Below are 17,115 nucleotides of genomic sequence, written 5' to 3'. Positions count from 1 at the left end.
TCTCCGCCCTTTATCCCATTGTCCGAGATTCGTCATGAAGCGCACCTTTCAACCGAGTCGGCTTGTCCGCGCCCGTACCCACGGCTTCCGTGCCCGCATGGCCACCCGTGGCGGTCGCAAGGTCCTGAACGCCCGTCGCGCCAAAGGCCGCAAGCGTCTCTGCCCGACCAACTGATCGCGCTGTCCGGCTGGCCATCATGACCGCCGGGGCGCAGGGCTTCCCGCGCCAGGCGCGTTTGCTGGTCGGTGCTGATTACCGGCACGTCTTCGCCGACGCGCGTCCGATCCGTGGCCGCTATTTGACGCTGCTGTATCGTGCCCGCGAGGGCGGCGGCGAGCCCCGGTTGGGGCTCGCGATCGCCAAGCGCCATGTGCGCAACGCCACGGATCGCAACCGGGTCAAGCGCATCGTGCGCGAGGCCTTCCGCCAACGCCGCGCGGCGCTGCCACCGGTGGACCTGATTGTCCTGGCCCGCGCCGGTGCGGGCACCTGTGACCGACGGGCCCTGCGCTCGGAGATGGAAACGCTGCTGGATCGCCTGCAATGACCCTTGTACGCAAGATTGCCCTGTTGCCGGTTCGGGCCTATCAGTACGGCATCTCCCCGTTCATGGCGCCGCATTGCCGGCATTACCCGACGTGCTCGGCCTACACCGTCGAGGCGGTGGAAAAACACGGCGTCACACGCGGCTTCTGGCTCGGACTGCGGCGCATTCTGCGTTGCCACCCGTGGTCCCCCGGGGGCTATGACCCCGTGCCGGAACCCCATCTGTCCGCCCACTCGCATCGATCCCGGAAATAGTCGCGCTCATGGATAACTTGCGTCCCCTTTTGTGGCTCAGCCTGGCCTTTGTCCTGTTCCTGATGTGGCAGGCCTGGAACCAGGACTACGGCACCCCTGCCCAGCCGGAAACGGCCGAGCAAGAGGCGGAGGATCCCGATGCCCGCCCGGAGGATGTCCCCGACGCGCCCCAGTTCGAGGACGAGGACGATCCACGTGCCGCCGCGGATGTGTCCGAGATCAGCCCGATCCAGGAGCCGGATCGTCGCCAGTTCACCGTCCGCACCGACAAGCACGAGCTGCTGATCGACACCCGTGGCGGCACCATCCTGCGCGCAGACCTGCTGCAGTATCCGCGCGATCTGCAGGATGACCCGCTGGTTCCGGTTCGCCTGTTTGACCACCGCGTGCGCGGCTACGTGGCTCAGAGTGGCCTGACGCACGACCGCGTCAACGACCGCGCGATGGAGGGGCGGGCCCCCTCGCACCACGCCAATTTCGAGGTTGACGGCGACCACTTCGAGATGGCCGAGGGCGACGATACCCTTCAGGTCCCGATGCGCTGGGTCTCGGACGATGGCGAGATCGAGGTCATCAAGACCTACACCTTTACCCGCGGGACTCATCTGATCGAGGTGGGTTACGAGGTCCGCAACCAGGGCGATTCCACCTGGAGTGGGCGCCAGTATCGACAGTTGCGCCACGGGCCGACCCCGGACCGCGAGTCCTGGTGGTTGTATACGTTCACGGGGGCCGCGTATTTCGACGGCAGTTACCAGCGGGAGCGTTTCGAGTCGCTCGCCGACGACCCCATCCAGCAACGCCTGCATGGCGGCTGGGTCGCGATGATCCAGCACTATTTCGTCTCTGCCTGGGTCCCGGGCGATGACGAGGTGAACGCGCTGTATGCCCGCTCCGTGCCTGGCGAGGTTGGCGAGGAATACCTGATCGGCCTGCACTCGGCCGAGCCCCTGACCGTGCGCCCGGGCGAGAGCGGGCAGCTGCAGACCCGACTGTGGGTTGGGCCGAAGCTCCAGGACGAGCTTTCCCAGATCGCCCAGGGCCTGGAACTGACCGTCGACTACGGGATGTTCACCTTCCTGGCCAAGCCGCTGTTCTGGCTGCTGGATCTGATCCACAGCGTCGTCGGCAACTGGGGCTGGTCGATCGTGCTGCTCACCATCCTGATCAAGCTCGCGTTCTTCAAGCTGTCCGCCACCAGCTATCGCTCGATGGCGCGCATGCGCAAGGTTGCGCCCAAGCTGCAGGCCCTGAAGGAACGCTACAAGGACGACAAGCAGCGCATGAACCAGGCGCTGATGGAGTTGTACAAGAAGGAGAAGATCAACCCGCTGGGTGGCTGTCTCCCGATCCTGGTGCAGATCCCGGTGTTCATCGCCCTGTACTGGGTGTTGCTGGAGAGCGTGGAACTGCGTCAGGCCCCGTGGTGGCTGTGGATCCAGGATCTGTCCTCGCGTGATCCGTACTTCATCCTGCCGATCCTGATGGGCGTGTCCATGTTCGTGCAGTACAAGCTGAACCCGCCGCCGATGGACCCGGTGCAGCAGAAGATCTTCATGGCGCTGCCATTCGTGTTCACGATCTTCTTCGCCTTCTTCCCGGCGGGCCTGGTGCTGTACTGGTTCACCAACAACCTGTTCTCCATCGCCCAGCAGTGGTACATCACGCGCAAGATCGAGGGCGGCGAGGACCCGGACAAGCAGAAGAGCTGACCGGGCCGTGACCGTGGCGGATACCATCGTCGCGGTCGCCACCCCGCCGGGGGTCGGCGGCATTGGCGTGGTCCGTCTGTCGGGCCCCCAGTCGCTGGTGATCGCCCGGCGCCTGACCGGGCGCGACCGCCTGCGACCACGCCAAGCTCATTACGGCCGCCTCACTGATCCGGCCAGCGGCGAGACCATCGACGATGGCCTGATCCTCTATTTCCCCGCGCCCCATTCGTATACCGGTGAAGACGTGGTCGAACTGCAAGGCCACGGCAGCCCGGTGCTCCTGGAGGCACTCGTCGCGGCGGCGGTCGGCCTCGGTGCGCGCCGCGCGCGGCCGGGCGAATTCACCGAACAGGCCTTTCTGAACGGCCGCCTCGACCTCGCGCAGGCCGAGGCCGTCGCCGACCTGATCCATGCCCAGACGACCCAGGCCGCGCGCCTGGCCCGCTCCAGCCTCGACGGGGCACTGGCCGCCGAGCTGGAGCCGGTCTCCCGGGCCATCCGCGACATGCGTGTGATCATCGAGGCCGAGATCGACTTCGGCGAGACTGACCTCGAATCCGAGGCCGCCCCGGACATCGCCCGGCGGACGGAGGTCCTGCACACGACCATCCTCGCGCTCCTCGAGCGCCTGCGCCCGGCCCGCTATTTCGCCCAGGGCCTGCGTCTGGCCCTGGTCGGTGCCCCCAATGTCGGCAAGTCCAGCCTGATGAATCGACTGGCCGAGAGCGAGGTGGCGATCGTCACCGACCGCCCCGGGACCACCCGGGACGTACTGCGCTCGCCGATCGCCATCCACGGGATCCCGGTGGAACTGATCGACACCGCCGGGCTGCACGCCAGCGACGACCCTGTGGAAAAGATCGGGATGCAGCGCGCCCGCGAGGCTGCGACCGGGGCCGACCTGATCCTGGACCTTCGGGATCTGACCCGGCCGGAGGCCGTCCCCGAGCTGGAGGCCCCGCCCGAGATCCCGCGGCTCACGGTCTGGAACAAGCAGGATTGCGTCGCGGATTCCCGATCTACAGAGGGGATCGTCATCTCGGCGCGCACCGGTGCGGGCATTGATGAACTCAAGCAGGCCATCGTCGAGCGGCTGGGTGCCAGCGAGGGCGGGCAGCAGCGCTTCAGCGTGCGTGCGCGCCACCTCGATGGCCTGCGCCTGGCGGCGCTGCATCTGGGCCGCATTGAGGCCAGCGCCGCGCCCGACCTGATCGCCGAGGAGCTGCGCCTGGCCGAAGCGGCGCTGGACGCCCTGCTGGGTCGCCAGGACCACGAGGCCCTGCTCGGCGAGATCTTCGCCGGTTTCTGCATCGGCAAGTGATGGCGTAGGGAAACATGGATCCCCATGCGGCCGCTTCGACGCCACCGCCACTCCTGCTAAACTGCTGATTTTACTTTTTCGGGCCGCCCAGCGGCCGGGTTTCAAGAGGTCATGGCAGAAGAATTTGATGTCATCGTGATTGGCGGCGGACACGCCGGCACCGAGGCCGCTCTGGCCGCGGCACGCGCGGGTGCGCGCACGCTGCTGCTGACCCATAACATCGAGACCATTGGCCAGATGAGCTGCAATCCGGCGATCGGCGGCATTGGCAAGGGCCACCTGGTCAAGGAGATCGATGCCCTGGGGGGCGTGATGGCGCGCGCGGCGGATGCCGCCGGCATCCATTTCCGCATCCTCAATAGGCGCAAGGGTCCGGCGGTGCGCGCGACCCGCGCCCAGTCCGACCGGCAGCTCTACCGCCAGGCCATCCGCCAGTTCGTGGAGGCCGAACCGAATCTGCAGATCTTCCAGCAGCCGGTGGCCGACATCACCATGGAGGGCGATCGCGTGACCGGTGTGGTCACCGAGGCGGGCCTTGCGTTTACGGCTCGCGCCGTCGTGCTGACGGTGGGGACCTTCCTCAACGGCCAGATGCATACCGGGCTGACCCAGCAGCCGGGCGGGCGGGCGGGCGATCCGCCGAGCGTGCGCCTGGCCGCGCGCCTGCGCGATATGGCCTTTGCGGTCGGGCGCCTGAAGACCGGCACCCCGCCGCGCATCGACGGGCGCAGTGTCGACTTCTCGCGCCTCGAGGTGCAGCCGGGCGATGACCCGCGCCCGGTGTTCTCGTTCACCGGCTCGCCCGGCGACCACCCGGAACAGCGCCCCTGTCATATCGCGCGTACGAGCGAGCGGACCCATGACCTGATCCGCGCCAACCTCGATCAGGCGCCGATGTACTCCGGCCAGATCGACAGCACCGGACCGCGGTACTGCCCCTCGATCGAGGACAAGGTCGTGCGCTTTGCCGACAAGACCAGCCACCAGGTCTTCGTCGAGCCGGAGGGGCTGACCACCCACGAGCTCTACCCAAACGGCATCTCCACCTCCCTGCCCTATGCGATCCAGGTGCCGCTGGTGCAGAGCATCGAGGGCTTCGAGCACGCGCGCATTACCCGTCCGGGCTACGCGATCGAGTACGACTACTTCGACCCGCGCGGCCTGCGCCCATCGCTGGCCACGCGGGAGGTGGCCAATCTGTTCTTCGCCGGGCAGATCAACGGCACCACCGGATACGAAGAGGCCGCCGCCCAGGGCCTGGTCGCCGGACTGAATGCCGCCCGCCTGACCCGGGACGCCGAACCCTGGATCCCGCAGCGTTCCGAGGCCTATATCGGTGTGCTGATCGACGACCTGGTCACCCGCGGCACGCAGGAGCCCTACCGCATGTTCACGTCGCGCGCCGAGTACCGGCTGCTGTTGCGCGAGGACAACGCGGATCTGCGCCTGACCCCGGTCGGGCGCGAACATGGCCTGGTCGACGATGCCCGCTGGGCACGGTTCGAGCGCCGCGCCGCCGCGATCGAGTCGGAAATGAGCAGGCTTGCACAGACGCGACCGGACCGGGATCAGCGCAGCCGCCCGGCCCTGGTCGAGCTCCTCGGCAAGGCCCCGGAGCCGGATGCCACACTGCTCGACCTGCTGCGCCGACCGGAGGCCGACTATGACGCCCTGATGCAGGCACTCCCGGAACTGGATGCGGGCTGCACGCCGGACGTGCGCGAGCAGGCCGAGATTCAGGCCAGATACGCCGGGTACATCGAACGCCAGCAGGCCGAGGTCGCGCGCCAGGCGAAGGCCGATCAGACGGCGCTGCCGGACAACCTCGACTACGCGCGGGTGCATGGTCTGTCCAACGAGATCCGCCAGAAACTCGCCGAATTCCGTCCGCACACGCTGGGTCAGGCCCAGCGCATCCCGGGCGTGACCCCGGCCGCGCTTTCGGCTCTGGCTGTTCACCTGAAGCAGCGCGCCAGTGGCGAGTAACGACTGGCGGGCGGCCCTGGGCGCCGTCGCCGACGAGTGGGCGCTGGACGCAGCCGCCATCGAGGCCCTGGCGATCTATCTCGAGCAGCTCGGGCGCTGGAACCGGGTGCATAACCTGACCGCCGTGCGTGACCCCCAGCAGTGGATCCCCCGCCACATCCTCGACAGCCTGACCCTGCGCCCGTATCTTCACGGGGACCGCATCCTGGATGTCGGGACGGGCGCGGGCCTGCCGGGCTTTGTGCTGGCCGCCTGCGAGCGCCGGCGCGATTTCTGCCTGCTGGACAGTGCAGCCAAGCGCATCCGCTTCCTGCGCAACGTGATCGGGCTGGCCGGGCTGAGCCGGGTCGAGGCCGTGCATATGCGGATCGAGGATTTCCGACCCGCCGCGCCCTACACCACGGTGCTGGCGCGGGCCTTCAAGGCCCCGGCGGACATGGTCGCGCGCGTCGCACCGCAGGTGGCCACGGGCGGGCGGGTGCTGGCCATGCTCGGGCAGCGCTCGGTGGCGGACGCGCCGCTACCGGCCCCGTGGTCGTACCGGAGCGTGGACCCGGTTACCATTCCCGGCGAGACTGCCGAGCGGCACATCGCCATTATCGAGAGAGCCGAGACGTGACCGATACGCTGGCCATCACCAATCAGAAGGGCGGGGTGGGCAAGACCACGACCTGCGTGAATCTCGCCGCCTCGCTCGCCCGGCTGGGCAAGCGCGTGCTGGTCGTGGACCTCGATCCGCAGGGTAATGCCACCACCGGTTCGGGCGTCGACAAGCACGCCGACGACCCGACCTCCTGCGAGGTGCTGCTGGGCCAGGCGACGGTACCGGAGGCCGCCCACCGCGTGGAGGGCGGTTTCGATCTGGTGCCGGCGAACGGGGACCTGACCGTGGCCGAGGTGCGCCTGATGGATCAGGAGCGACGCGAATATCGGCTGCGCGACGCCCTTGCCCCGGTGGCCGGCGACTACGATCACATCCTGATCGACTGCCCGCCCTCGCTGAACCTGTTGACGGTCAACGGGCTGGTGGCCGCCGACGGGGTGGTAATCCCGATGCAGTGCGAGTACTACGCACTCGAGGGCCTGACCGCGCTGATGCGCACAATCGAGAGTATCCAGAAGGGCCCGAACCCGCAGCTGCGCATCGCCGGGCTGCTGCGCACCATGTTCGATCCGCGCAACCGCCTGTCCGGCGACGTCTCCGACCAGCTCACCGGGCATTTCGGCGAACGCGTGTTCCGGACTGTGATCCCGCGCAACATCCGTCTGGCCGAGGCCCCCAGCTTTGGTCAACCGGCCTTGTTGTATGATGCCTCCTCACGCGGGGCGGTGGCCTACCTCGCGCTGGCCGGCGAGATGCTGCGCCGCTGATCGCGCCCAGGGAAACACTGATTAATGCACACGCTCGCGTTGGCACCCCAGGTTTTCCGAGACAAGGCGCGTCGTGCAGCGGGTAGTGGTTCTACCCGCAAGCGGCGCAACGCAGAATCGGGGAACCTGGGGTGCCAACCCCGAAGGGGCTCGGCCGCTTTTGCGCGCGCACGGCGTTGCGGTTCCCTTGTGCAGAATGCTGCACGGCAGTCACCGCGCCTTGTTCGCACGCAAAAGCGACTCGAGCGCGAGCGCGTGCATTAATCAGTGTTTCCCTAGACGAGCAGGACTGAAACGATGGCAAAACGTGGACTGGGCCGCGGGCTCGATGCCCTCCTGTCGGGGGCACAAAGCGGCGGCGACGAGAGCGACTCCCTGGCGCAGCTGCCGATCGACCAGATCCGCCGCGGTCAGTATCAGCCGCGCGTGCATATGTCCGAGCCCGCGCTCGCGGAGCTGGCCGAATCGATCCGCGCCCAGGGCATTGTCCAGCCGGTCGTCGTCCGGCGGGTCGAGGGTGGCTTCGAGCTGATTGCCGGCGAGCGCCGCTGGCGCGCCGCCCAGATCGCGGGACTGGAGAGCGTGCCCGCCGTGGTCCGCGATATCCCGGACCAGGCCGCGGCCGCGATGTCGCTGATCGAGAACATCCAGCGCGAGGACCTGAACCCGCTGGAAGAGGCCCAGGCCATCCGGCGCCTGATCGACGAGTTCGAGATGACCCACCAGGCGGCTGCCGACGCGGTCGGCCGTTCGCGCACCTCCGTCACCAACCTGCTGCGTCTGCTGGAGTTGCACGACGTGGTCAAGGAACATGTGAACGAGGGCCGGCTGGAGATGGGCCATGCCCGCTCTCTGCTGGCCCTGCCGCTGGACGACCAGCCGGGGGTTGCCGCGACGGTCGTCAAGCGTGACATGACCGTCCGCGCCACCGAGCAACTGGTCAAGAAGGTCCTCTCGGCGCAGCCGGAGCCGCGCAAGGAGGCCGGCCCCTCGCCAGAGGTCCGGCAACTCGAAAGCCGCCTGTCTGATCGCCTCGGGGCCCCCGTCCAGGTCCGCTACAACCGCCAGGGCAAGGGCCGACTGGTCATCGAATACAACAGCCTCGACGAGCTCGACGGCATCCTCGAACACATCCAGTAAAAAGCCCGTCTGCCTCGCCCAAAGCCTCTCCCCACGCCCCTTTGGCCACCCCATAACGGTTTGACCTAATAGAAGGGTGCTCTTATAATGCGCGCACTTTTTGGGAGAGGGGTGGGTGTGCCCATCCGCTGAATGACACCGCGACGCTTCAGACACGCCTTACAATCGATCGGTCTGCAGCTCGCCCTAACGCTGATACTGTCGGGCCTACTACTGGCCCTGTTCCCCCCGATCGTGGCGATCTCGGCCATGGTCGGCGGCTTGACCGCGACCCTCGGCAATGCCGTGGCCGCGGTCGTTGTGTTTCGAGCCTACCGCTCTGATCAGGTGGGCTCGCTCACGGCGCGAATGATGGGCGCCGAGCTGGGACGACTCGTAATCATCGCGGTGGCATTCGGGGTGGCGTTCGCTTACCTGGACGAGCCGAACTTGCTGGCTTTGTTCGGCATCTTCCTCCTGGTGCATCTGGCCCCGCTCTGGTGGCTGCACCGGGTTTCTGATCAAGCAATGACGAGATAACTGCATGGCTTCAGAAAGCGAACTGCCCACGATGGAAGAGCACATTGCTCACCATCTCACGAACCTCACCTTTGGGCTCCACCCCGAGAACGGGTTGAGCTTCGCCACGACCAGCACCCAGGCCGCCGAAATGGGCTTCTGGGCGATCCATGTCGACTCCATGCTGTGGTCGATTGGTCTTGGCCTCCTGTTTATCCTCACGTTTCGCGCTGCCGCCAAGAAGGTCACCGCTGGCGTCCCGGGTGGCTGGCAGAACTTTGTCGAAATGACGATGGACTTTGTTAACGACAACGTCCGTGGCTCGTTCAAGCACAAGAACGACATGGTCGCACCACTCGCGCTGACCATCTTTGTCTGGATCTTCCTGCTCAACCTGATGGACCTGGTGCCGGTGGATCTGCTGCCGCACATCGCCTATCTGCTGGGTATCCCCTACTTCAAGATCGTGCCGACCACGGACATCAACGTGACCGCGGGTCTGGCGCTGGGCGTGTTCGTCCTGATCATCTACTACTCGCTGAAGATCAAGGGCCCGGTGGGCTTTATCAAGGAACTGACGGGCATCCCGTTCCAGACCAACATCGTGTTCCTGAAGCCGATCTTCTGGGTGATCAACTTCGCGCTGGAGTTCATCAACCTGCTGGCCAAGCCCGCATCGCTCGCCCTGCGACTGTTCGGCAACCTGTACGCGGCGGAGATGATCTTCATCCTGATCGGCGTTATGTACTCCGCGGGCCTGATCCTGGGTCTGGCCGGTGGTGTGCTGCATGTCGGCTGGGCGATCTTCCACATTCTCGTGGTGCCGCTGCAGGCCTTCATCTTCATGGTGCTGACCGTCGTCTATCTGGACATGGCGTACAGCGAAGACCACTGATTCGATTCACCTTCAAACTGACCGTTTCAACACTCGACTGGAGATACAAAAATGGAAATGGCTAACGCTCTGATCGTCCTGGCTGGCTCTCTGCTTCTGGGTCTGGCCGCTGTCGGCGCCGCCATCGGCGTGGGTACCCTGGGTGGTCGCTTCCTGGAAGGCGCCGCGCGTCAGCCGGAACTGATCCCGATGCTGCGTACTCAGTTCTTTATCGTGATGGGTCTGACCGACGCCGTGCCGATGATCGGCGTGGGTATCGGCCTGTACGTTCTGTTCGCCCTGGGTTAACAAGGCTGAGCGAGTCCCGAGGTCCCCTCCACTCGTCAACCTGAGGTAGCAGGATGAATATCAATCTGACCATCATCGGCCAGCTCCTGGCGTTTGCCGTATTCGTGTGGTTCACGATGCGCTACGTTTGGCCGCCCATGTCCGCCGCCCTGGAAGAGCGCCGCAAGAAGATTGCGGACGGCCTGGCCGCCGCCGAGCGTGGCGAAAAGGAACAGGAGCTCGCCCAGGAGCGCGCGACCGCGGTGATCAAGGAGGCCAAGCAGCAGGCCAACGAGATCATGGCCTCTGCGCAGAAGCGTGCGACAGAGCTGGTCGAGGAAAGCAAGACCACCGCGCGCGAGGAAGGCGAGCGTATCAAGGAACAGGCGCACTCCGAGATTGAGCAGGAGATCAACCGTGCGAAGGAAGAACTGCGCAAGCAGGTCTCCCAGCTGGCGGTTGCCGGTGCCGAGCAGATCCTGGCCAAGGAGATCGATGCCAAGGCCCACGGCGATCTGCTGAAGAAGCTCGCGGCCAAGCTCTAAGGAGACGTTATGTCAGACCTGATTTCGGTCGCCCGACCCTACGCCCGCGCCGCTTTCGAGCGGGCCCAGGAGAAAAACGATCTCGCTGGCTGGGCCGAGCAGCTCGAGTTGCTGGCGGCCATCGCCGCCGACTCGCAGATGCACAGTCTCCTCTCCAACCCGCGGCTCCCGCGTGCCGATCGCGCGCAGCTCGTGCTGGACGTGGCCGGCGACAAGGTCGGCCCCGAGGCCGGCAACCTGGTTCGGCTGCTGGCCGAAAATGGTCGCCTACCCGCGCTGCCCGCCGTCTACGACGCGTTCTCCGCGATGAAGGCCGAGGCCGAAAAGCGCGTCCACGCCGACGTAATCGCCTTCCGCAAGCTCACGCAGGCGCAGGAGAAAGAGATCCACGATGCCCTGGCCAAAGGCCTGGGCTGCGAAGTCGATCTCGAGTGTTCAGTCGACAGCTCCCTGCTCGGCGGGGCCATCATCCGCGCCGGCGACCTGGTAATCGACGGCTCCGTGCGAGGCCAGCTGAACCGCCTGGCTGCCAATTTGAGTCGCTAAGAGGATATTTAACATGCAACTGAATCCCTCCGAGATCAGTGATCTGATCAAACAGCGCATCGAGAAATTCGATGCCTCCTCCGAGGCCTCCACCGAGGGCACCGTGGTCAGCCTGACCGACGGCATTGCTCGCGTGCACGGCCTCGGCGATGTCATGCAGGGCGAAATGATCGAGTTCCCCGGCGACACCTTCGGCATGGCGCTCAACCTCGAGCGCGACTCTGTCGGCGTCGTGATCCTGGGTGACTACAAGCACATCAAGGAAGGCGATACCGCGAAGTGCACCGGTCGCATCCTGGAAGTGCCGGTCGGCGAGGGCCTGCTGGGCCGCGTGGTCGATTCCCTCGGCCGCCCGATCGACGGCAAGGGCCCGGTGGACACTGGCGTCACCAGCCCGATCGAGAAGATTGCCCCCGGTGTTATCGACCGCCAGTCGGTTGATCAGCCGCTGCAGTCCGGCATCAAGGCGATCGACGCGATGGTCCCGGTCGGTCGCGGCCAGCGCGAGCTGATCATCGGCGACCGCCAGACCGGCAAGACCGCGGTGGCCATCGACGCGATCATCAACCAGAAGGACTCCGGCGTTAAGTGTATCTACGTCGCCGTGGGTCAGAAGGCCTCGTCGGTCGCCTCCGTGGTGGCCAAGCTGGAAGAGGCCGGCGCGATGGAGAACACCATCATCGTCGCCGCCAACGCCTCCGAGTCGGCCGCGATGCAGTTCATCGCCCCGTACGCCGGCTGCGCGATGGGCGAGTACTTCCGCGATCGCGGCGAAGACGCCCTGATCGTCTATGACGACCTGACCAAGCAGGCCTGGGCCTATCGTCAGGTCTCGCTGCTGCTGCGCCGTCCCCCGGGCCGTGAAGCCTATCCGGGTGACGTCTTCTACCTGCACTCGCGTCTGCTGGAGCGCGCCTCGCGCGTGAACGCCGACTACGTCGAGCAACTGACCAACGGCGAAGTGAAGGGCCAGACCGGTTCCCTCACCGCGCTGCCGATCATCGAGACCCAGGCAGGTGACGTCTCGGCGTTCGTGCCGACCAACGTGATCTCGATCACCGACGGCCAGATCTTTCTCGAGACCGACCTGTTCAACTCGGGCATCCGCCCGGCGATCAACGCCGGTCTGTCCGTCTCCCGAGTCGGTGGTGCCGCGCAAACCAAGATCATCAAGAAGCTGGGTGGTGGCGTGCGTCTGGCGCTGGCGCAGTACCGCGAACTGGCTGCGTTCTCGCAGTTCGCCTCCGATCTCGACGAGCTGACCCGCAAGCAGCTTGACCGCGGCAAGCGCGTGACCGAGCTGATGAAGCAGGGCCAGTACCAGCCGATGTCCATCGGCGAAATGGCATTCTCGCTGTACGCCGCCAACGAGGGCTACCTCGATGACGTCGAGGCGGACAAGGTCGTGAGCTTCGAAAAGGAACTGATCGCCTACGCGCGTTCCTCGCAGAAGGAGCTCCTGGACGAAATCAACAGCTCTGGCGACTACAACGACTCCATCCAGGAAAAGCTGAAGAAGGCCCTGGAAGAGTTCAAGGCCAAGCACAGCTGGTAACGGGAGCACGCAATGGCGGGCACTAAGGAGATCCGGACGCAGATCAAGAGTATCCAGAATACTCAGAAGATCACCAAGGCCATGGAGATGGTCGCAGCGTCCAAGATGCGCAAGGCCCAGGACCGCATGGAAGAGTCCCGGCCTTACGCCCGGAAGATCCACGACGTGATCGGTCACGTCGCGATGGCCAACGCGGAGTACAAGCATCCGTTCATGGTCGAGCGCGAAGTGAAGCGTGTGGCGCTGATCATCGTCTCGACCGATCGTGGCCTATGCGGCGGGTTGAACACCAACCTGTTCAAGAAGGCCGTCGGCGAGATGCGGCGTTACCGCGAAGAGGGCGTTGAGGTGGACCTGTGCGTCGTCGGCAACAAGGCGCTGCAGTTCTTCAAGCGCCTGGGTGGCAACATCGTGGCCGAGGCGCGCGATCTGGGTGATCGCCCGCACATCACGGACCTGATTGGCTCCATCAAGGTGGTGCTGGACAACTTCCGCGATGGCAAGGTCGACCGCGTCGTGCTGCTGGAGAACAAGTTCGTCAACACGATGACCCAGCAGCCGGAGGCGACCCAGCTTCTGCCGACCGCGCCGAGCAAGGACGAGTCTCTGAAGCATCACTGGGACTACATCTACGAGCCCGATACGGTTCCGGTGATGGATACCCTGCTCGAGCGCTATGTCGAGTCGCTGATCTACCAGGCGGTGGTCGAGAACGTGGCCTGCGAAATGGCCGCGCGCATGGTCGCGATGAAGTCGGCCTCCGACAACGCCGGCACGATGATCAAGGACCTGCAGCTCGTCTACAACAAGGCGCGCCAGGCCGCGATCACCCAGGAGATCTCCGAGATCGTCAGCGGCGCGGCTGCGGTCTAGCGCCCGCCGGCACGAATCGATCGGCTCGGCACGAATTACGACTTACGAGGATGAACAAATGAGTTCCGGAAAAATTGTCGAAATCATCGGCGCCGTCGTGGACGTGGAGTTCCCCCACGGCGAAGTGCCCAAGGTCTACGACGCCCTGACCCTGGAAAACGGCCTGACCCTGGAAGTCCAGCAGCAGCTGGGTGACGGCGTCGTGCGCACGATCGCCATGGGGACCACAGAGGGTGTGAAGCGTCAGACCCCGGTCACCGCGACCGGCAAGCCGATCTCCGTGCCGGTCGGCAAGGGGACCCTGGGCCGCGTGATGGACGTGCTCGGCCGCCCGGTGGACAACGCCGGCGACGTGGAGGCCCAGGAAACCTGGTCGATCCACCGTGCCGCCCCGACCTTCGACGAGCAGGCGGGCTCCACCGAGCTGCTGGAAACCGGAATCAAGGTGATCGATCTCCTGTGCCCGTTCGCGAAGGGCGGCAAGGTCGGCCTGTTCGGCGGTGCCGGCGTGGGCAAGACCGTGAACATGATGGAGCTGATCCGCAACATCGCGATCGAGCATTCCGGTTACTCCGTGTTCGCCGGTGTGGGCGAGCGTACCCGTGAAGGGAACGACTTCTACCACGAGATGAAGGACTCCAACGTCCTCGACAAGGTGGCCCTGGTCTACGGCCAGATGAACGAGCCGCCGGGTAACCGCCTGCGTGTCGCGCTGACCGGCCTGACGATGGCCGAGTTCTTCCGTGACGAAGGCCGCGACGTGCTGATGTTCATCGACAACATCTACCGTTACACCCTGGCCGGGACCGAGGTCTCCGCGCTGCTGGGACGTATGCCGTCCGCGGTGGGCTACCAGCCGACCCTGGCGGAAGAGATGGGTGTGCTGCAGGAGCGCATCACCTCGACCAAGAAGGGCTCGATCACCTCCATCCAGGCGGTCTACGTGCCGGCGGATGACTTGACCGACCCGTCGCCGGCCACGACCTTTGCGCACCTGGATGCGACCGTCGTGCTCTCGCGCCAGATCGCCGAGCTGGGCATCTACCCGGCCGTGGATCCGCTGGACTCGACCTCGCGCCAGCTGGACCCGCAGATCATCGGGCAGGAACACTACGACACCGCCCGTGCGGTGCAGAACACTCTGCAGCGTTACAAGGAGCTGAAGGACATCATCGCGATCCTCGGCATGGACGAGCTGTCGGAAGACGACAAGCTGGTCGTGGCCCGTGCGCGAAAGATCCAGCGCTACCTGTCGCAGCCGTTCTTCGTGGCCGAGGTGTTCACCGGGGCGCCGGGCAAGTACGTGTCCCTGAAGGACACCATCCGCGCGTTCAAGGCCATCGTGGCTGGCGAGTATGACCATCTGCCCGAACAGGCCTTCTACATGGTCGGCACCATCGAGGAAGCCGTCGAGAAGGCCGAGAAGCTCGGCTAAGGAGTGAGCAACATGCCCATGACGATGCACGTGGATGTGGTCAGTGCCGAGGAGTCCATCTACTCCGGGACCGCGCTGATGATCGCGGCCCCGGCCGAGGGTGGCGAGGTCGGTGTCTATGCGGGCCACACCCAGATGCTGGCGCGCCTGAACCCGGGCGAGCTGCGCATCCTGGAAAAGGAAGGCGCCGAGCCGCAGCCGGTGTTCGTCTCGGGCGGTATCCTCGAGGTGCAGCCGTATCATGTGACGGTCCTGGCGGATACGGCGGTGCGGGCCAAGGATCTCGACGAGGCCGAGGCGCTGGAGGCGAAGAAACGTGCGGAGGAGGCCCTGGAGAACTCCAAGGCCGATTTCGACTACGCCAAGGCGCAGGCGGAACTCGTGGAGGCCGCCGCCCGCCTGCAGATGATCCAGAAGTTGCGCCGGAAATAATCCGGCAAACTGCGACGAATGACCGACCCCAAGGGCCAACCGATTCGGTTGGCCCTTTATGATTGCACCCATGCCTGAGACGACACCCCTTCATATCGCGGTCCTCGCGGCCGGCAAGGGGACGCGCATGCGGTCGCGCCTCCCCAAGGTCCTGCAATCTCTAGCCGGACGCCCCCTGCTGGACCATGTCCTCCAACGCGTGGCGCCGCTGGAAGCCGACGCGCTCCACGTCGTGGTCAGCCACGAACAGGAACGTGTGCGAGCCGCATTTGCCGAGCACGTCCCCGCACTTGACTGGATCGACCAGGGCGAGCCGCGGGGGACCGGGCATGCGGTTTATCAGGCCCTGCAGCACATCCCCGACCATGCGCGTGTCCTGGTGACCTATGGGGACGTCCCGCGGATCCCGGTCGCGGACCTGGAGGCCTGTGCTCGCGGCACTGGCGTAACCGTCCTGGCCGCTCAGGTTCCCGACCCCACCGGATACGGTCGCCTGATCCTCGATGCCGCGGGCCAGCTGGAGCGGATCGTCGAGCACAAGGAGGCCACCAGCGGGGAACGTGCGGTCGACCTGATCAATACCGGCGTGCTCGCCGCACCGGCCGGGGACTTGCGTGGTTGGCTAGCTTCCTGCGAGCCCGATCCGGCAGGGCCGCGCGAGTGGTATCTGACCGACATTGTGGCCGTGGCACGAGGTCAAGGACGGGTGATCGATGTCGTTCGCAGTTCCGATCCCGTCGCCGTGCTCGGTGTGAACGACCGCGAGCAGCTGGCCGTCCAGGAGCGCCTGCACCAGGCGGAGCAGTGCTCCCGGATGATGCGGGATGGTCTCGCAGTGGCGGACCCCGCGCGCCTGGATGTGCGCGGCGTCCTGAAATTCGGACACGACTGTTCGATCGACGTGAACGTCGTGATCGAGGGCACGGTGACGCTGGCGGACGATGTCTATATTGGCCCCGGCTGCGTGTTGCGCGATTGCGAGATTGGATCCGGCACGCAGGTCGCGGCACACAGTGTCCTGGAAGGTGTAAGGATCGGCGAGGGGGCCAATGTTGGGCCGTTCGCCCGTCTGCGCCCGGGGACCGAGCTCGGCCCCGGTGCCCGCGTCGGCAACTTTGTCGAGATCAAGAACGCCACGCTGGGTCCGGGCGCGAAGGCGAACCACCTGACCTACGTCGGGGATGCCAGCGTCGGGGCCGGCGCCAATCTGGGCGCAGGGACGATTACCTGCAACTATGATGGTGCCAACAAGCATCGCACCGAGATCGGCGAGCGAGCGTTCATCGGCTCCAACACGGCCCTGGTGGCGCCCATCCGCATCGGCGATGACGCGACGGTGGGGGCGGGCTCGACCTTGTCCGACGATGTCGACCCGCGTGCGCTGGCGCTGACCCGTGCACGCCCGCGCGTTATCCAGGACTGGCCGCGCCCCAAAAAGAAATCTGACTAGGGAAACAATGATGAATGTACGCACTCGCGTTGGTACCCCAGGTTTTCCGAGACAAGGCGCGTCGTGCAGCGGGTAGTGGTTCTACCCGCAAGCGGCGCAACGCAGGATCGGGGAACCTGGGGTGCCGACCCCACGGGGCTCGGCCGCCCGTTGTTGATCAAAAACGGGCGCGGGAACGGCGTTGCGGCTCCCTTGTGCAGAATGACCGCACAGCAGTCGCCGCGCCTTGTTCGCACGCAAAAGCGACTCGAGCGCGAGCGTGTACATTCATCATTGTTTCCCTGAGG

Annotated in this window: 19 protein-coding genes; all 19 read left to right on the top strand. The window is 65.7% G+C overall.

Annotated elements, in window-relative coordinates; translation table 11 throughout:
- Nucleotides 1–34 precede the first annotated feature (34 nt).
- The 19 genes from rpmH (at nucleotide 35) to glmU (ending at nucleotide 16,828) form a co-directional block, all read left to right on the top strand.
- Nucleotides 35–175: a 50S ribosomal protein L34 gene (gene rpmH, locus TK90_RS13070; protein WP_012983964.1), complete on the top strand. Its 141-nt coding sequence runs from the start codon at nucleotides 35–37 to the stop codon at nucleotides 173–175.
- Between the two features lie 22 nt (nucleotides 176–197).
- Nucleotides 198–548 carry a ribonuclease P protein component gene (gene rnpA / locus TK90_RS13065; RefSeq protein ID WP_012983963.1) on the top strand — a complete coding sequence of 117 codons (351 nt, stop codon included), beginning with the start codon at nucleotides 198–200 and terminating at the stop codon, nucleotides 546–548.
- A complete protein-coding gene (gene yidD / locus TK90_RS13060) occupies nucleotides 545–802 on the top strand; it encodes a membrane protein insertion efficiency factor YidD (protein ID WP_012983962.1) in 258 nt (85 codons plus the stop codon). The genes rnpA and yidD overlap by 4 nt, the downstream gene beginning before the upstream one ends.
- Before the next feature lie 8 nt (nucleotides 803–810).
- Nucleotides 811–2,514: a membrane protein insertase YidC gene (yidC, locus tag TK90_RS13055; RefSeq protein WP_012983961.1), complete on the top strand. Its 1,704-nt coding sequence runs from the start codon at nucleotides 811–813 to the stop codon at nucleotides 2,512–2,514.
- Between the two features lie 7 nt (nucleotides 2,515–2,521).
- The gene (gene mnmE, locus TK90_RS13050) at nucleotides 2,522–3,835 is read left to right on the top strand and encodes a tRNA uridine-5-carboxymethylaminomethyl(34) synthesis GTPase MnmE (RefSeq protein ID WP_012983960.1); all 1,314 of its coding nucleotides are present in this window, start codon (nucleotides 2,522–2,524) and stop codon (nucleotides 3,833–3,835) included.
- Nucleotides 3,836–3,946: 111 nt separating this feature from the next.
- Nucleotides 3,947–5,821: a tRNA uridine-5-carboxymethylaminomethyl(34) synthesis enzyme MnmG gene (gene mnmG, locus TK90_RS13045; protein ID WP_012983959.1), complete on the top strand. Its 1,875-nt coding sequence runs from the start codon at nucleotides 3,947–3,949 to the stop codon at nucleotides 5,819–5,821.
- Entirely contained in the window at nucleotides 5,811–6,440 is a 630-nt protein-coding gene (gene rsmG / locus TK90_RS13040; RefSeq protein ID WP_012983958.1) for a 16S rRNA (guanine(527)-N(7))-methyltransferase RsmG, read from the top strand. Before mnmG ends, rsmG begins: the two co-directional genes overlap by 11 nt.
- On the top strand, nucleotides 6,437–7,192 hold the full coding sequence (locus TK90_RS13035; RefSeq protein WP_012983957.1) for a ParA family protein: 756 nt from the start codon (nucleotides 6,437–6,439) through the stop codon (nucleotides 7,190–7,192). The genes rsmG and TK90_RS13035 overlap by 4 nt, the downstream gene beginning before the upstream one ends.
- 297 nt (nucleotides 7,193–7,489) lie before the next feature.
- Nucleotides 7,490–8,332: a ParB/RepB/Spo0J family partition protein gene (locus TK90_RS13030; RefSeq protein ID WP_012983956.1), complete on the top strand. Its 843-nt coding sequence runs from the start codon at nucleotides 7,490–7,492 to the stop codon at nucleotides 8,330–8,332.
- A gap of 132 nt (nucleotides 8,333–8,464) precedes the next feature.
- A complete protein-coding gene (locus tag TK90_RS13025; RefSeq protein WP_012983955.1) occupies nucleotides 8,465–8,851 on the top strand; it encodes an ATP synthase subunit I in 387 nt (128 codons plus the stop codon).
- A 31-nt stretch (nucleotides 8,852–8,882) separates the two neighbouring features.
- Nucleotides 8,883–9,725 (top strand): F0F1 ATP synthase subunit A, encoded by an 843-nt coding sequence (gene atpB, locus TK90_RS13020; protein ID WP_018139738.1) that lies wholly within the window; start codon nucleotides 8,883–8,885, stop codon nucleotides 9,723–9,725.
- Nucleotides 9,726–9,776: 51 nt separating this feature from the next.
- A complete protein-coding gene (gene atpE, locus TK90_RS13015) occupies nucleotides 9,777–10,013 on the top strand; it encodes a F0F1 ATP synthase subunit C (protein ID WP_012983953.1) in 237 nt (78 codons plus the stop codon).
- A 53-nt stretch (nucleotides 10,014–10,066) separates the two neighbouring features.
- Nucleotides 10,067–10,537: a F0F1 ATP synthase subunit B gene (locus TK90_RS13010; protein WP_012983952.1), complete on the top strand. Its 471-nt coding sequence runs from the start codon at nucleotides 10,067–10,069 to the stop codon at nucleotides 10,535–10,537.
- Nucleotides 10,538–10,546: 9 nt separating this feature from the next.
- Nucleotides 10,547–11,083: a F0F1 ATP synthase subunit delta gene (locus TK90_RS13005; protein WP_012983951.1), complete on the top strand. Its 537-nt coding sequence runs from the start codon at nucleotides 10,547–10,549 to the stop codon at nucleotides 11,081–11,083.
- A 13-nt stretch (nucleotides 11,084–11,096) separates the two neighbouring features.
- Nucleotides 11,097–12,638 carry a F0F1 ATP synthase subunit alpha gene (gene atpA, locus TK90_RS13000; protein ID WP_012983950.1) on the top strand — a complete coding sequence of 514 codons (1,542 nt, stop codon included), beginning with the start codon at nucleotides 11,097–11,099 and terminating at the stop codon, nucleotides 12,636–12,638.
- A gap of 12 nt (nucleotides 12,639–12,650) precedes the next feature.
- Nucleotides 12,651–13,511, top strand: a complete 861-nt coding sequence (gene atpG / locus TK90_RS12995) for a F0F1 ATP synthase subunit gamma (RefSeq protein WP_012983949.1) — start codon at nucleotides 12,651–12,653, stop codon at nucleotides 13,509–13,511.
- 58 nt (nucleotides 13,512–13,569) lie between these two features.
- Nucleotides 13,570–14,946 (top strand): F0F1 ATP synthase subunit beta, encoded by a 1,377-nt coding sequence (atpD, locus tag TK90_RS12990; RefSeq protein ID WP_012983948.1) that lies wholly within the window; start codon nucleotides 13,570–13,572, stop codon nucleotides 14,944–14,946.
- A 12-nt stretch (nucleotides 14,947–14,958) separates the two neighbouring features.
- Nucleotides 14,959–15,378, top strand: coding sequence for a F0F1 ATP synthase subunit epsilon (locus TK90_RS12985; protein ID WP_012983947.1), 420 nt, complete (start codon nucleotides 14,959–14,961; stop codon nucleotides 15,376–15,378).
- A 70-nt stretch (nucleotides 15,379–15,448) separates the two neighbouring features.
- Nucleotides 15,449–16,828 carry a bifunctional UDP-N-acetylglucosamine diphosphorylase/glucosamine-1-phosphate N-acetyltransferase GlmU gene (glmU, locus tag TK90_RS12980; protein WP_081616947.1) on the top strand — a complete coding sequence of 460 codons (1,380 nt, stop codon included), beginning with the start codon at nucleotides 15,449–15,451 and terminating at the stop codon, nucleotides 16,826–16,828.
- Nucleotides 16,829–17,115 lie beyond the last annotated feature (287 nt).

The sequence above is a fragment of the Thioalkalivibrio sp. K90mix genome, from assembly GCF_000025545.1.
Lineage (GTDB): Bacteria > Pseudomonadota > Gammaproteobacteria > Ectothiorhodospirales > Ectothiorhodospiraceae > Thioalkalivibrio.
The sequence above is the reverse complement of the archived record's forward strand: the minus strand, read 5'-3'. Positions and strand labels throughout refer to the sequence as shown.

What these genes read in the sequence shown, in the direction of transcription:
- TK90_RS13030 (WP_012983956.1), top strand. Translation starts at nt 7,490, where the DNA reads ATGGCAAAACGTGGACTGGGCCGCGGGCTCGATGCCCTCCTGTCGGGG.
- glmU (WP_081616947.1), top strand. Translation starts at nt 15,449, where the DNA reads ATGCCTGAGACGACACCCCTTCATATCGCGGTCCTCGCGGCCGGCAAG.
- TK90_RS13025 (WP_012983955.1), top strand. Translation starts at nt 8,465, where the DNA reads ATGACACCGCGACGCTTCAGACACGCCTTACAATCGATCGGTCTGCAG.
- atpG (WP_012983949.1), top strand. Translation starts at nt 12,651, where the DNA reads ATGGCGGGCACTAAGGAGATCCGGACGCAGATCAAGAGTATCCAGAAT.
- yidC (WP_012983961.1), top strand. Translation starts at nt 811, where the DNA reads ATGGATAACTTGCGTCCCCTTTTGTGGCTCAGCCTGGCCTTTGTCCTG.
- atpD (WP_012983948.1), top strand. Translation starts at nt 13,570, where the DNA reads ATGAGTTCCGGAAAAATTGTCGAAATCATCGGCGCCGTCGTGGACGTG.
- atpE (WP_012983953.1), top strand. Translation starts at nt 9,777, where the DNA reads ATGGAAATGGCTAACGCTCTGATCGTCCTGGCTGGCTCTCTGCTTCTG.
- mnmG (WP_012983959.1), top strand. Translation starts at nt 3,947, where the DNA reads ATGGCAGAAGAATTTGATGTCATCGTGATTGGCGGCGGACACGCCGGC.
- TK90_RS13005 (WP_012983951.1), top strand. Translation starts at nt 10,547, where the DNA reads ATGTCAGACCTGATTTCGGTCGCCCGACCCTACGCCCGCGCCGCTTTC.
- atpA (WP_012983950.1), top strand. Translation starts at nt 11,097, where the DNA reads ATGCAACTGAATCCCTCCGAGATCAGTGATCTGATCAAACAGCGCATC.
- TK90_RS13010 (WP_012983952.1), top strand. Translation starts at nt 10,067, where the DNA reads ATGAATATCAATCTGACCATCATCGGCCAGCTCCTGGCGTTTGCCGTA.
- TK90_RS12985 (WP_012983947.1), top strand. Translation starts at nt 14,959, where the DNA reads ATGCCCATGACGATGCACGTGGATGTGGTCAGTGCCGAGGAGTCCATC.
- rnpA (WP_012983963.1), top strand. Translation starts at nt 198, where the DNA reads ATGACCGCCGGGGCGCAGGGCTTCCCGCGCCAGGCGCGTTTGCTGGTC.
- yidD (WP_012983962.1), top strand. Translation starts at nt 545, where the DNA reads ATGACCCTTGTACGCAAGATTGCCCTGTTGCCGGTTCGGGCCTATCAG.
- atpB (WP_018139738.1), top strand. Translation starts at nt 8,883, where the DNA reads ATGGAAGAGCACATTGCTCACCATCTCACGAACCTCACCTTTGGGCTC.
- rpmH (WP_012983964.1), top strand. Translation starts at nt 35, where the DNA reads ATGAAGCGCACCTTTCAACCGAGTCGGCTTGTCCGCGCCCGTACCCAC.